Raw genomic sequence first — 13,896 nt, forward strand, 5'->3', positions numbered from 1 at the left:
AGGAGTATTCTGCTCTACTCTCTGGGTGTCACACTCGCCGCAGCAACCTCAACCGAGCCAGAATCGGCATATCGCTTCTTCATCGGCTCTAAGCTATTGGCGGGGCTAGGAGCGATCGACGCAGGCTCAACTCCCGGCGCAGACGCATCTCCCTGCTGATTAGGAGGCATCGAAGGACTCGGCGTAGAATCGGGGGTCGGACTCTCTAGCGGCAGTGTAGACGGGCTAGGGCTAGGAGTCGAGATAAAAGAGTCGTCTTTCCAAGGTGCGGCGGGGGTTTTGTCGGAGGGCGACCTCGGCGATGTGATCGGCGTACCAGAATTGGGAGCCACTGGAGTCAGACTCGATGAATTGGCAGGACTGGGGGAGTCGCTTGGCTGAATTGCTTCTGGGCTTGCAGGTTGGGGAGACTGAACAGCAGCAGGGTTTGCGGTAGGAGCAGTCACCGTCGTGTTTGTTTTGGCATCTAACACCACAGATGACTTCATCGGCTCATGGAAAATGTCTGAGACGTTCTCGATTTGGTGCAAAATCTCGGTGCCGCGATCGCCACTCACGACTTTAGGCTGAAATCCTCTCACCTCGACGGGCAAAAATTCCACCTTCATCTGGTTGTCTTTGAGTGCCACTTTGAGAACAGCGGTGTCATAATCGCTCACCGATTTGCCGCCAAAGATGAAATTGCCGAGTGAATAAACGATCGGACGACCTTTATAAATCTCTGCTCCTTGCAGCACATGGGGATGATGCCCAACCACCAGATCGGCACCCTGGTCGATCGTAAAGTGCGCCAGATCCATCTGATAATCGCCGGGATACTTCGCTAACTCTTCGCCCCAGTGATAGTTCACAACAATCCAATCGACCTGACTGCGAATCGCTTTGATGTCAGCCGCGACTCGATCGTTCTGGCGAGAATTCGTCCCAGCAATGCCTTCTCCCGCCGCCTGAAAGTCTCCGTCATAGTAGCCGAGGTAGGCGATGCGCTGCCCTTTGACATCCAAAATTTCTGGGCGACGGGCTTCCTCGATCGTGCGCCCTGCCCCAACGTGACGAATGCCAGCTTGATCTAATGTTTTGATCGTGTCTTCTAACCCAGCCGCCTGATAGTCCATCGCGTGGTTGTTTGCCAGGGTTACAAGGTCGATGCCGCCATTTTTCAACACTTGCACATTTTCAGGCTCGACTTTGAAGTTAAACTGCTTGTCGGGTAAGGGCGTAGCTGACGTAGTAAAAGGCGCTTCTAAATTCACCATTGCCACATCTGCCTGACGCGCTTCGCCCATTGCCGAAAATGCCCACTGACGATCGCTGCCCACTGAATCTGTGTAAGCATCGGTGAGCGTTACGTCTCCGCCAAACATCAGCGTCACGGTTGGATCATTGGCATTCTGCACGCCGTCAGGAGTCTCAACGGGGACATTGCCCATCGCAGTCAGAACCGTATTCGGACGGGTTGAAGGCGTGATCGCCGCAGGAGATGCTGATGCAGTCGTTTGGTCGGTCGGCGCATCGCTGTAGCCCAGCCAGCAGCCCATGATGAATGCGGCGGCGGTGGTGCCTGTGAGGAGCAGCGATCGCAGCGCCCGAAACTGCACTTTCTGACGAGTCGCTTGCCGGACTCGCGATTTAATCTGACTCGTTCTGCGAATAGAAGTCGCTTGTTTGGCAGGAAGCCCAAGTTTGGCGCGTCTTGCAGGAGACAGCACCCGCGCCGACTGCCGCCAGATCATTTGCGGCTTTCCTACAAATCGCGCTGTGATCTGCACCCCTTCGATCACATCTGAGTTGAGCTTCCAGAGGTGATGACAGATAAACCGCACCAAACTACTGCGATCGGGGGACTTAGCGGTGCGATCGGGCGATGGATGACAGTCAACGAGCACCTGCAAACAGCCCGATTGAGGGGCTGATTCGACCCGTGCAGATAGGTTGTGAGGCAAGAGAAACACGTTTAGCCAATAGGCAATGGCTCGAAAATTGCCCGATCGGGCTAGTTCCAACACAGAGGGGTGATTAGACTCGCCCGTGTAACTCATACTTCAAAACTCCCACACGCAACTCGAAACAACAAGGAGATGCCCCCAACGACCGCGATCACTAAATATTTATCGCGTTTATGATGCAAATCACAGAACATTAAACTCTATATCTCTTCGTTTGCACTAAGATTCTTTTTTCGATTTTCGCCGGGGATGCGATCGAGCCTGACCTTGAAAAGGCTGCTTTCTTAGAAGATTTCTGTTAACGGTGATCTTGAGCCAGTCTGCACCTCACAGTGCGCCCATAATTTTAATTGGTTGCTTGGTCAATAAATTGTTTCACACGCTGCTTATAAGGCTCTGATAGATGGTTATCGTGTCCGCCTCCCTGAATGATGATTAGCTGCTTAGATCCAGGAGCCGCCGCATAGAGCCTTTCTCCCATTTCAACCGGGATTTGGATATCTTCAGTCCCCGTCATGATCAGAACGGGCATTTTAATCGACTTCATCTTCTCTAATGACTCAAACCGTTGTCGCAGAACCAGTTCGATCGGCAAAAACCAATACACCCCAAATCGCTTTGTCATGTCGCGCATACTGGTGAACGAACTCTGCACGATTAGCGCGGCGGCTTCTGGATGTTTGGCAGCGAGATCAATCGCGATCGCGCCCCCTACTGAATGCCCATAAATAACAATCCGATTGGGTGAAAGCTTACGCTCCTGAGTCAAATAATTCCAAGCGGCTTGAGCATCTTCGTACAGGTGAGATTCCGTCGAAAATGCTCCTTCACTTTGACCAAACCCTCGGTAGTCAAATAAGAAGATTGAGTATCCCAATTTGTGAAACTGAAGGGCTTGACTCACATTTGCGCCAATGTTGATCGCATTATGATGAAGATAGAGCATCACAGGTGCATCAGGCTTTTCAGCAGGAATCCACCAGCCATGTATCCGATCGCTTTGCCCTCCTGATTTTGAAACGGGAATCCAAACGTCTTGATAGTTGAGTTGATATAAAGAGGGCGTATGCTCAAGTTTGTGCATCGGAAAGAACATGAGCCGCTGCTGTTGGAAGTAAAGCGCGACGCACAGCAAACTGTATCCGATCGCAAATCTTTTTAGAAAGGATCGCGATCGCACCCAGGTTAGCTTGTTGTTAACCATTTTGCTGGTAGTTTTTGGAGCCACGGGTTAGTGCTAGAGAGAACACAATTGGGAATACTGTACTGAATGCCTCGCCTCCTACTATAGAGGCTCGATCGCCCTCGTTCCCTTGATTATCTTTGCTACCAACGAGTTCGTTTTCTATAAGAATATGCTTGAACTGGTTAAGCGCCTTCTGTCACCGAGCCAATCCCTTTCTGATGGGCGTTGCTATTTATGGCAGATTCCTTTAGCTTGGATGTACTTTATTAGCGATGTGCTCATTGTCACCGCCTACCTCTCTATTTCAGCTATGCTCATTTACTGCGTGCGGAAGCGAAGAGACCTCTCGTCTTTCAAAGAATTTAAGCTGCTTGGAGCAATTATCGTCCTCTGTGGCGCTGGGCACCTGCTAAATGTTTGGACGTGGCATCCGGCTCGCTGGGTTTCTAGCGGAGAGTGGGCAATCACCGCGCTAGTCTCTTGCTATGCCGCCCTGCGGCTATTTAAACAGTTGCCTCAATTTTTGGCACTGCAAGCGCCAAAGCCCCTAGAAGCCATCAACCCAAACCCAGAGAAGCCGGAGACAGAGCGGCAGCGCATCGAAGAAGTCTTGCGGATGATTGTCACCGAGCGAAAGCAGCTAGAAGCAGACCAGTTGCAGCAGATAAAGCTGGTGGCGCTGCGGGCAGATATTGGCATCGCTTTGACCGAAGGTGAAACTTTGCAAGACATGTTGAACTGTTGCGCGATCGCTCTCCATAGACATCTCGACGCTGCCTTTGCCCGAATCTGGACGCTCAACGAATCTGAGCAAATGCTGATTTTGCAAGCCAGTGCCGGAATGTATACCCATCTCAATGGCGATCACAGCCGCATTGCCGTGGGTCAGTTCAAAATTGGTTGGATCGCCCAACAGCGCCAGCCTCATTTGACTAACCAGGTGATGACCGACCCGCACATCGGTGGTCACGACTGGGCAGAACGTGAGGGCATGGTTGCTTTTGCGGGCTATCCTTTAACCATCAAAAATCGGCTTTTAGGGGTCATGGCGATCTTTGCCCATCAACCCTTAGAGGAACAAGCCCTTAAAGAGATGGCATCGGTTGCTAGCGCGATCGCGGTCGGCATCGATCGCAAACTGTCAGAAGAGATACTCCGTCAAACCGCAGAGCGAGAGCGGGCAGCCGCCCAAGTGATACAGCGAATGCGCGAAACCCTGGAACTGGAAACCATTTTTCGCGCCACAACCGGAGAATTGCGGCAGGCGATCGGGTGCGATCGTACCTTGGTCTATCAATTCAATGCCGACTGGAGTGGGCAAGTCGTTGCCGAGTCAGTTGGCGCTGGATGGAATGCAATTATTCCCATTCCTGTCGCAAGTTCTGACCTAAACAAGGTGGCAGTTGATCAAACAAACTGTGTTATGAAGCGATTAAACGGCACAGAGGTTTTAATTCGAGACACCTACTTACAAGAGAATGCGGGAGGACTCTATCGCCAAAAAACGAATTACTGCTGTGTGACTGACATCTATCAGCAAGGGTTTGATGCCTGCTACCTAGACTTGCTTGAATCGCTTCAGGCGCGAGCTTATATTACCGTTCCAATCTTCTGTGGAAATCAACTGTGGGGGTTACTGGCTACCTACCAAAACGCCGAACCTCGCCATTGGCAGTTAGCCGAAATTCAAATGATGTCGAAGATTGGCGTTCAGTTGGGGGTTGCTGTGCAGCAGGCAGAGCTGTTTGCCCAAACGCAGCGCCAAGCCAAGGAGCTAAAACAGGCAAAAGAAGCCGCCGATGCTGCAAATGTAGCTAAAAGCGAATTTTTGGCAAACATGAGTCATGAACTCCGCACCCCACTCAACGCGATTCTGGGCTTTACGCAGTTGATGCAGCTAGATCCGTCTCTGCCAGTAGACCATCAACGATCGGTTGAGATTGTCAACCACAGTGGTGAGCATTTGCTGGGGTTGATCAACGATGTGTTGGAAATGTCTAAAATCGAAGCTGGACGGGTCACTCTAAACGAAACAGAGTGCGATCTGCACAAACTGCTGCGTAGCCTAGAAGAAATGCTGCAACTCAAGGCACGTTCTAAAGGGTTGGAACTCATTTTCAACTGCGACTTAACCGTACCGCGCTATGTCAAAACCGATGAAAACAAACTGCGTCAGGTATTAATCAACCTATTGGGTAACGCCGTTAAGTTTACCGATCGGGGCAGTGTAATTCTGCGTGTGAAAGCGAAGCCAGTCGAAAATGAACAAAACGCAGTCAAACCAGACTGTTTAGTTGTTAACTCTCAGCAGTTAATGTTTGAGGTCGAAGACACGGGATCGGGCATTGCGGTAGATGAGTTAGGTCATTTGTTTAAAGCATTTCAACAAACCCGATCGGGGCAGAAATCCCAAGAAGGAACAGGACTGGGGCTGCGAATCAGTCAACGGTTTGTGCAGTTGATGGGCGGTGAAATTACGGTTTGCAGTGAGCCGGGTAGAGGCAGTTGCTTTGCCTTTCATACTCAAGTTGGTCTGGCTAAAGCTGCAGCGATCGCAACCGCAATAAAACTACCGACTGGCAGAACTGCACCAAAACAAGGCAGTCACCGCATTCTGATCGTAGAAGACGATGCGGTCAATCGGTTGTTATTAAACAAAATCTTAAGTAGCTTGGGGTTTGAACTCCAAGAAGCTGAAAACGGGCAAGCCGCGATCGCGCTCTGGCAACAGTGGCAACCCCATCTAATTTTCATGGACATGCACATGCCAATTCTCAATGGCTATAGAGCCACTCAGAAGATTCGAGAATTAGAGCAGAGCCGCGAACAGGGAGAAGCCGAGGACACGAGGATGCCGCGACCCAAGAACGTTGGAAATAATCCTCCACTGGTTACCCATCACCCCCCGACTGATCTACTGTCTCATCCTTCTACCAAAATTATTGCTCTAACAGCTAGTACCTTTGCTGAACAGCGGCAGGAAAGCCTGACAGCAGGCTGTGACGATTTTATCAGCAAGCCATTCCGTCGAGAAGAACTGCTTGACGTGTTATTTAGACATCTAGACGCGCAGTATCTCTATAAAGCTGTGGGCACGATCGCGCCATTAACGCCTCGTGAGCCAACCTATCGCTTTGATGCGGCTACCTTAACGATCATGCCAGCAGAATGGATCGCCCAACTGCACTTTACCGCTGCTCAAGGCAACGATGTCGAGAGCCTCAAGCTGATTGCTCAAATCCCTCCTGAGCGAACCTCACTGATTAAAGCCTTAAACAAGTTGGTTGAAAACTACCAGTTCGATCGGTTAATAATGCTCACTCAACCCACTTAGAACCATGGATGAAACAAACCCGAATTCTCCCTCACCCCAACCCTCTCCCTAGGGAGAGGGAGCAAACGTCTAGTTCCCCTTCTCCCTAGGGAGAAGAGGGGATGAGGGCAACCGCTTTGCAATGACTAACCTTATTTAATTTACGAACCTTAGAAGATTTTAGGACAGACCAATGAACAGCGAAATCAACCTTAGCCATTCCTCAGCATCCGTAGCTCAAGCAGACATCCTAATCGTGGATGACGTACTAGAAAATATTCGCCTTTTGTCTACCATGTTGGATTTTAGTGGCTACCAAACCCGTAAAGCAACCAATGGTGCAATGGCGCTGACTGCTATTAAAGCAACGTTACCCAGTTTGATTCTGCTAGATGTCAGAATGCCTAATATGAATGGCTATGAGGTGTGTCAACAACTTAAATCAGACCCTAAAACTGTTCACATACCCGTTATCTTCTTGAGTGCAGCAGATGACATCACCAATAAGATAGAAGCGTTTAGAGTAGGGGGTGCAGACTACATTACTAAACCCTTCCATGTAGAAGAGGTCTTGGCGAGAGTTCAAAATCAGCTCGCTATCATCGCGGCTCAACAAACGATTCATCAGCTTAATGCTCAGTTAGAGGAACGGGTCAAAGAGCGAACCCAGCAGTTAGAAACTGCAAATTCTCAACTGTCAGAAATGGCATTCCGTGATCCGCTCACTTGGCTACCCAATCGAGCGTTACTCATGGAGTGCCTCCGCAAGGCATTGAGTCAGCAGCAGACAAACCCCGAAGATCAGTTTGCTGTGCTTTATCTAGACTGCGATCGATTCAAGCCTGTTAACGACTCTCTTGGGCATCAAGCAGGCGACGATCTGCTGATCGCCATCTCTCAGCGACTGGGTTCTGTTCTGCGGCAGGAAGATCTCCTCGTTCGTCTAGGAGGGGATGAGTTTGTCATCTTACTTGACAACTTGGTAGACTCTTGGTCTGCAACTCAAGTCGCCGATCGAATTCTCAAGAGCTTTACCCTTCCCTTTAACTTAAGAGAGCGAGATGTATCTGTCTCGTTTAGCATTGGGATTGTCTTAGACTGTTCAACTTACTGCGACCCTGAAGAACTGCTGCGAGATGCCGATGCCGCGATGTATCAGGCAAAGGCTTCCGGGAAAGACCAATACCAGATTTTTGAGCCTTCTCTATATCAAACAGTATGCCGTCGGCTACAGCTTGAAATGGATCTGCGGCAAGCCATTCAGCGTCAAGAACTAGCTCTGCACTATCAACCCATTGTTGAGTTGGCAACAGGCAATATTGTCGGGGTTGAGGCGTTAATCCGCTGGCATCATCCCACTCAGGGACTCATTCCGCCCGATCGATTTATTCCAATTGCTGAGGAGACAGGGTTTATACTAAAGCTGGGTAACTGGGCACTTAGAGAAGCCTGCCGCCACCTTCGTCAATGGCAAAAACAGCATATTGTAACCTCATCATTTTCGGTCAGTGTCAATGTATCAGCCCACCAGTTTGCTCAACCTGATTTTGTTAAACAAATTGATGAAATCTTAGCAGAAACCCAGATAGATCCTCAGTGTTTAAAGCTAGAAATCACTGAAACAGTGATTATGCAAGACACTGCCTTTGTTACAGATAACATCAGCGGTTTACAGCAGCGATCGATTCAATTAAGCATCGATGATTTTGGTACAGGCTACTCGTCTCTTAGTTACCTTCATTCATTCTCGGTTGAAAATCTCAAAATTGACCGATCGTTCATCCATAGAATGCATAAGAGTAAAAATAATTTTGGAGTAGTCACTGCAATCGTTCAAATTGCCAAAGCGATGAGGATGAATTTGATCGCGGAAGGCATTGAAACAAGTGAACAGCTCGCTCAGTTAAAGGTGTTGGGCTGTCAGTTTGGTCAGGGCTACTTGTTCTCTAAGCCTTTGCCTTCAGAAGATATGGTTGATCTCCTTGCCGCTACTTTTCAAAAGCATTTAGAATCCCCAAACAACTCACCTATCTAAAAATCTCAAGAGCCACAGCGATGGCTCCACCACTTGCAGGAGTAACCCAGTAGAATTTACATAACTTCAAGTTTTGTCTCCACGTATGGGTTTGTCTCAATCTTCTGCCTATCTACTGGTGGCTCACGGGAGCCGAGATCCACGTCCTCAAGTGGCGATCGCTCAACTCGCTCAACAAGTGCAGCAAAAGATGCCAGCCTCTGAATCACAGTCTTCTCTCGTTGGGGCGGCTGTTTTAGAATGTGCTCCGCTGCCTCTACACGAGCAGATTCAGCAGTTTAGTCAAACGGCGATCGCTCAACGAATTCGTCACATTCAACTCGTGCCGCTCTTTTTGATTCCGGGCGTTCATGTGATGGAAGATATTCCAGAACAGGTGACGATCGCTCAGCAAGCGTTAGGCGAAACGATGACGATCGCGTTGTCTTCTCACATCGGCACTCATCCCGGTTTAGAAAAGCTTCTCGCAAATCGTCTGGCTCAACTCTCTGCGGATGCCTACATTTTGATGTCTCACGGCAGTCGGCGATCGGGAGGAAACCAGCCTGTTGAGGCATTAGCATCGAAAATAGGAGCGGTTTCGGCATATTGGTCAGTGGCTCCTAAACTGGAAGACCGTCTGCAAGAATTGGCTCAGTCAGGATGTCGAAAAATCGCGATTTTGCCTTATTTTCTGTTTAGTGGAGGGATTACAGACGCGATCGCTCAAACGGTGGCTCAACTGTCTCACCAGTTTCCAGACCTCGACCTTGATCTGACGAACCCGTTAGAAGTCGGTGATGATCTCGCTCAATTGGTTCTAGATTTGATTTCTGCTTAACTTATTTTTTCTGAGTCGGTATCTGATAGTGCAGCATTTGAGTGATCAGATGTCTAGCGTTGATAGTGATATCCATCTTGTCCATTCTCTAACTGCCTTCCCGATGATTTTTAACTCTGATGCTGCTGTTCTATCCAATCAGCCGAGGTGCTTGGGCAAAGTTTACCTAGTTGGTGCAGGACCGGGCGACCCCGGCTTGATGACGCTCAAGGGCAAAACCCTGTTAGAGTGCGCGGATGTTGTTATTTACGATGCTCTCGTGAGTGCGCCGATTTTGGCGATGATCAATCCCAATGCTGAGCAAATCAATGCAGGCAAGCGGCGAGGACGGCACTCAATGGTGCAAGAAAACACCACTCAAGTGCTGATTGATAAAGCTCAAACTGCGGCGATCGTAGTCCGCTTAAAAGGGGGCGACCCGTTTGTGTTTGGTCGCGGCGGCGAAGAGATGCAAGACCTCGTAAAAGCTGGGGTGCCCGTCGAGGTAGTTCCGGGGGTGACTTCTGGCATTGCTGCCCCGGCTTATGCGGGGATTCCGTTGACACATCGAGCTTATAGTTCGTCAGTGACGTTTGTAACGGGGCACGAAGAAGCTGGGAAGTATCGCCCTGCGGTGAATTGGCAAGCGATCGCCCACGGGTCTGAAACGATCGTCATCTACATGGGCATTCACAATTTGCCCTACATCACGGGTCAGCTTCAACAAGCAGGGTTGAGTGCCAAAACGCCGATCGCCTTAGTTCGTTGGGGCACCCGACCCGAACAAGAAGAATTAATTGGCACCTTGGAGACGATCGCCGCCCAAGTCGAAGCGAAGGGATTTGGGGCACCTGCGATCGCGGTGATTGGTAATGTCGTCAACCTACACGAAACTCTCTCTGGCTGTCGCCCACAGTTCTTAGGTGGATGAAATTAGGACAATTTACGCAGGGTGATTTCATAGACCAGAAAAAAACTAGAAGGCTGATTTCTTGATTACTACTCAATCAGGTTGGGGATGTTCGATCGCGAACTGTTTCACTCATCGGCAACAACAGGGTATCTTCGATTTCTTGCCGCACGTCTCGATCGACATAGCAATCGCTGTTCAAACAATCGACCAGTAGCTTATTGGCATCACAATACTGCCGTAACAGTCGCCTTTGTTTCTCGCTAAATTGCCAGTTATCTTTTGCATAACCATGTTGAGACATCGCATTCTGAAATTTACTGATGACAACCTGATTATTCAGTTGCCACCATAGGTAGTCTTCATGTGTGGGTCTTTCTTCTCCAGAAATGGGGATCGCAGTCATAGAAGAATGTAATACATTAACGAGTTCAGGTTCAAGATTGTGATTAAGATTATGATCAACATCTTTAGCGAAAGCAGTTTCCTTTTCATGCATCACTAGAAGAAGTGAAATAGAGAAACGAGCTTGCATTGTATTCTCAAGTTTATCAAAAAAGGGGAAATAAGTTGTGAGTGTCAACTCGTGGGCAAAGTAAAAAGCTCTAACAGCGGCAGCTTTATAAAACACCTTCAAACAACTAGATTTTTGATTGAGCCACTTGAGAAACTGCTGTAGCTCTTCTTCATCAGCCAGAATTTCATCAATGCTCTGCTTCATCAGCTTCAGTAGGTCGCCAGCGTTTCGCATCATACTTGCGGTTAGTAGAAAGACTTCACGCCAGCGTTTTTCGGCAAGGTGTTTTACTAAATTTGCATAAGTAGAGTTGGCAACGATCTCTTTAGCAGCAAAATACTCCTGAAAGGTCAGGTGAGAAAAAGAATAGATGCTTTTTGCGCGTTCTATAAACAGTCCATGTTGAGCTTCAATAGACTTCAAAACCGCTTCACTATCCATCCGCAAAATCTCTGGGTCTGAATCAACATTGGGTAAATTGCAAATGAAATCAGAGATGTATGCTTCTAGCGTTTTTTGTTTGAAAAAGTAATCTTTCTGCTTAAAAGTTGTGAGAGCAATTTGACTCAGGAGATCTTCTTTGCGCTTCAGAGATAGATTCTTGTAAAGCTGGTCTCGTTGAATGTTGCGCTTTCCATCCCATTTCTTGAGCAAGACATCTAAGCCTTCTCTGTAAAGCTCAGACCGATTCGCTGGAAAGTCTGCGCTTTCGCCAAACACAAGACAGAGCAAAGTTAACAGCAAAGGACTGCTTGCTAATTCTTGAATCGGTTTGTTTTCTTCTAGTTTTTGGATGAAGCGTTTTGCTTTCATCGGATCACTCAATCGAAACCAGTTTTGAGCAAAAATAGCGATTTGTTCTTTGTCAAAATCTGCCACTTCGACTTCAGTAAATCGCTCAAACGTATATTCTTTTGCGGCAATTCGACAAGTCATCACAAACTGATTGAGATGAAACTGATCAGAAAACTCTAGAATCTGCTGTAAAACTCGTTTAGTATCTTCTTCTCGAACTTCATCTAATCCATCCAACAAAACCAACATTTGACCCTGCTGCAAAATCTTTCGCAAAGCGTCTGAAGTTGGCAACTCAATAAGCTGACTAATGTAGGTGAACAAATTAGGGTTTCCTTTTTCAGCAAAATCTTTGAGCGTAATGAAAACGGGGATGCGGGTTGCCTGAAAGTTGCCTTCAATGCACTGCATCGCCAAATATTTTAGAAATGTAGACTTTCCCGCGCCTGGTTTGCCCAACACCATTAGTTTGCGATGCTGTTCTACGGCTTCCAGTCCCGGCACTCGTTCCTCAGTAACTTGGCTCAGTCCAGCACGAGCGAACTCCTCAACCCCACAGTTCTGCAAGATTTCTGCAATCTCTAAGCGATTCCGCCCTGTAATTCGCTCCAGAATATTGACGTTGGTGTAAATGCCTCGCTCTCCGGTTAGCTCGATCGGTTGCTCCATATCCAACACGCGCATCGTGCCGCATTTTTCATGAACGATCGGCTTAATCTGTTCACGGATTGTTTGGACGATCGCATCCACATCAAAATTGTCAGACTGCGGTTTCTCGATCGCTGGAGGTTGCCAATCGAACTTCAGTTTTTTGCAGATCGCGTGAAATTGTTTGCGCTGAACAGGGTCGCCTTTAAAAAAGTTGTTGAGCGTCGTGCGGGACATCTTCAAACTCGCCGCTAAATCCGCCTTACTCCCAAATTTTGATAACGCAGTGTTCGCCTTCTCTAGTTCCTCAGCCGATAGTTTGAGCGATCGTCCCGTTTGCGCTGTCATAGATTCGTTTCAGAGTTTCCCTGATTGTAGCCACGCGATCGCAACTTGGACAAAGTTGAACACAACTTGAGTGTTGAGCGATCGTTTGCTGCACCAGGCTCTAGCGCTAGTTTTGGCAGATTGTTGAGAGTTCAAAAAGGTAACTTTCCAATGAAATATTCCAACAAAAAGAAATGGCTGAAAGTAATCGAATTCGCGATCGTTGGCTTTGCGCTTTGGCTCAATCCTAGTGCGAGTCTTCTGATCTTTCTGCTGAAACTCTGCTTTCAAATTCTGTACGCCCTGCAAAAGGACGAAAAGAAGTAGACAAAATGGTTGGCGGTTCCTTCGATGAGTGAAGCGATCGCCAACCCACTGATTGAGAAGTTTGGCGATCGCATTCTGTATTTAGCAGTGCCGATCGTGGCTTATCAGACTTTTTTCAACTTGAGTTTCCAAAGATGATGGTTGAGGAAAATCAAGTCAAAATGATTGTGTACGATGTGGAACGCGAGGTGATTGCGGACTGGAAGAGAAACTAGCGCAGTTTACCCATCATGCAGTGGGTTAGAAATAGTTCTTTAGCGATCGCCCGTTCGTCGCCATGCAAATTAGAAAAGCCACTCAACAAGATGCCTCTGAAAGGGTGCGACCTCTACTTGATTTAGTAGGTCAAGCATGATATCACTGAGTGAGGCAACCAAGAGGTGGTGAGTATGAGCGCTCAATTGCTGAGTCAAGAAGGGACGCAAGTCAGGATAGAAGTGACGATAGACCTGAGTCATTCGCTGCTGACCAGTGAAGAAGCGATTCAGGAAAGCCTCAACGAGGCGGGTCGTATTGCCACTACAGCCGCTCTTGAGTATCTGGACACCGACGGTTCAGCCATTGAGATTGCCGGAGAGGTGATGCGAACCAAAGGCAAGCAGCCCAAAGCGTATCAAACGCCCTACGGAGAAGTCGTGATTGAACGCCATGTCTATCAGCGCTCTGGAGGCGGGAAAACGGATTGTCCGCTAGAGCGAGCGTCTCGCATCATCATCACCTCCACGCCTCTGTTTGCGAAACAAGTGTCCTCGAAACTGGCGTATGGTTCCGCCCGAGACGTGCAGCGAGACTTGGCTGAGAATCATCAACGCCCGGTCGCCGTGTCCTACATCCAGCGTCTCAGTGAAGCGGTGGCCACGATCATTGAGGTGAAAGAAGAAAGTTGGGACTATGTGCCCCCTCAACTAGACGCTGAAATTGCCAGTGTTGCCATTGGCTTAGATGGCACCTGTATGCTGTTGTGCGACACCGGATGGAGAGAAGCCATGGTCGGCACCATCAGTCTGTATGACGCGTTTGGAGACCGACAACACACCATTTATATGGGAGCCACCCCCGAATATGGCAAGGCGACGTTTCTGGAACGGCTAGA

10 protein-coding genes and 1 pseudogene are annotated in these 13,896 nt (G+C 48.5%); 7 read left to right on the plus strand and 4 right to left on the minus strand.

The window, feature by feature from the left end:
* Nucleotides 1-14: 14 nt before the first annotated feature.
* Nucleotides 15-2,039, minus strand: a complete 2,025-nt coding sequence (locus A8707_RS10205; protein WP_068816701.1) for a CapA family protein — start codon at nucleotides 2,037-2,039, stop codon at nucleotides 15-17.
* Nucleotides 2,040-2,292: 253 nt separating this feature from the next.
* On the minus strand, nucleotides 2,293-3,174 hold the full coding sequence (locus A8707_RS10210; RefSeq protein ID WP_156518474.1) for an alpha/beta hydrolase: 882 nt from the start codon (nucleotides 3,172-3,174) through the stop codon (nucleotides 2,293-2,295).
* A 127-nt stretch (nucleotides 3,175-3,301) separates the two neighbouring features.
* Between A8707_RS10210 and A8707_RS10215 the strand changes: the two genes are divergently transcribed.
* The 4 genes from A8707_RS10215 to cobA all read left to right on the plus strand — a co-directional run bounded on the left by A8707_RS10215 (nucleotide 3,302) and on the right by cobA (nucleotide 10,210).
* A complete protein-coding gene (locus A8707_RS10215) occupies nucleotides 3,302-6,466 on the plus strand; it encodes a GAF domain-containing hybrid sensor histidine kinase/response regulator (protein ID WP_082906317.1) in 3,165 nt (1,054 codons plus the stop codon).
* A 172-nt stretch (nucleotides 6,467-6,638) separates the two neighbouring features.
* Nucleotides 6,639-8,480 (plus strand): putative bifunctional diguanylate cyclase/phosphodiesterase, encoded by a 1,842-nt coding sequence (locus A8707_RS10220; protein ID WP_068816703.1) that lies wholly within the window; start codon nucleotides 6,639-6,641, stop codon nucleotides 8,478-8,480.
* 73 nt (nucleotides 8,481-8,553) lie between these two features.
* Nucleotides 8,554-9,300, plus strand: coding sequence for a sirohydrochlorin chelatase (locus A8707_RS10225; RefSeq protein WP_231948004.1), 747 nt, complete (start codon nucleotides 8,554-8,556; stop codon nucleotides 9,298-9,300).
* 49 nt (nucleotides 9,301-9,349) lie between these two features.
* A complete protein-coding gene (cobA, locus tag A8707_RS10230) occupies nucleotides 9,350-10,210 on the plus strand; it encodes a uroporphyrinogen-III C-methyltransferase (RefSeq protein WP_331711699.1) in 861 nt (286 codons plus the stop codon).
* A 76-nt stretch (nucleotides 10,211-10,286) separates the two neighbouring features.
* Here the strand turns inward: cobA and A8707_RS10235 are convergent, their stop codons facing one another.
* Together A8707_RS10235 and A8707_RS30190 are read right to left on the minus strand one after the other, a co-directional pair.
* Nucleotides 10,287-12,497 (minus strand): NACHT domain-containing protein, encoded by a 2,211-nt coding sequence (locus A8707_RS10235; protein ID WP_068816705.1) that lies wholly within the window; start codon nucleotides 12,495-12,497, stop codon nucleotides 10,287-10,289.
* A 9-nt stretch (nucleotides 12,498-12,506) separates the two neighbouring features.
* Complete coding sequence (locus A8707_RS30190; RefSeq protein ID WP_269452699.1) at nucleotides 12,507-12,632, minus strand: hypothetical protein; 126 nt, start codon at nucleotides 12,630-12,632, stop codon at nucleotides 12,507-12,509.
* Between the two features lie 15 nt (nucleotides 12,633-12,647).
* On the opposite strand from A8707_RS30190, the gene A8707_RS28035 reads away from it, so the two are divergent.
* The 3 genes and pseudogenes from A8707_RS28035 to A8707_RS10245 all read left to right on the plus strand — a co-directional run.
* Complete coding sequence (locus tag A8707_RS28035) at nucleotides 12,648-12,803, plus strand: hypothetical protein (protein WP_156518475.1); 156 nt, start codon at nucleotides 12,648-12,650, stop codon at nucleotides 12,801-12,803.
* Between the two features lie 9 nt (nucleotides 12,804-12,812).
* Nucleotides 12,813-12,941, plus strand: a complete 129-nt coding sequence (locus tag A8707_RS29640) for a XisH family protein (protein WP_231948005.1) — start codon at nucleotides 12,813-12,815, stop codon at nucleotides 12,939-12,941.
* 251 nt (nucleotides 12,942-13,192) lie between these two features.
* A pseudogene (locus A8707_RS10245) lies at nucleotides 13,193-13,896 on the plus strand (ISKra4 family transposase); the annotation flags it as partial.

This window comes from Phormidesmis priestleyi BC1401 (assembly GCF_001650195.1).
Classification (GTDB): Bacteria; Cyanobacteriota; Cyanobacteriia; order Leptolyngbyales; family Leptolyngbyaceae; genus Phormidesmis_A; species Phormidesmis_A priestleyi_B.

What these genes read in the sequence shown, in the direction of transcription:
- A8707_RS10235 (WP_068816705.1), bottom strand. Translation starts at nt 12,497, where the DNA reads ATGACAGCGCAAACGGGACGATCGCTCAAACTATCGGCTGAGGAACTA.
- A8707_RS10220 (WP_068816703.1), top strand. Translation starts at nt 6,639, where the DNA reads ATGAACAGCGAAATCAACCTTAGCCATTCCTCAGCATCCGTAGCTCAA.
- A8707_RS10205 (WP_068816701.1), bottom strand. Translation starts at nt 2,039, where the DNA reads ATGAGTTACACGGGCGAGTCTAATCACCCCTCTGTGTTGGAACTAGCC.
- cobA (WP_331711699.1), top strand. Translation starts at nt 9,350, where the DNA reads ATGTCTAGCGTTGATAGTGATATCCATCTTGTCCATTCTCTAACTGCC.
- A8707_RS10215 (WP_082906317.1), top strand. Translation starts at nt 3,302, where the DNA reads ATGCTTGAACTGGTTAAGCGCCTTCTGTCACCGAGCCAATCCCTTTCT.
- A8707_RS28035 (WP_156518475.1), top strand. Translation starts at nt 12,648, where the DNA reads ATGAAATATTCCAACAAAAAGAAATGGCTGAAAGTAATCGAATTCGCG.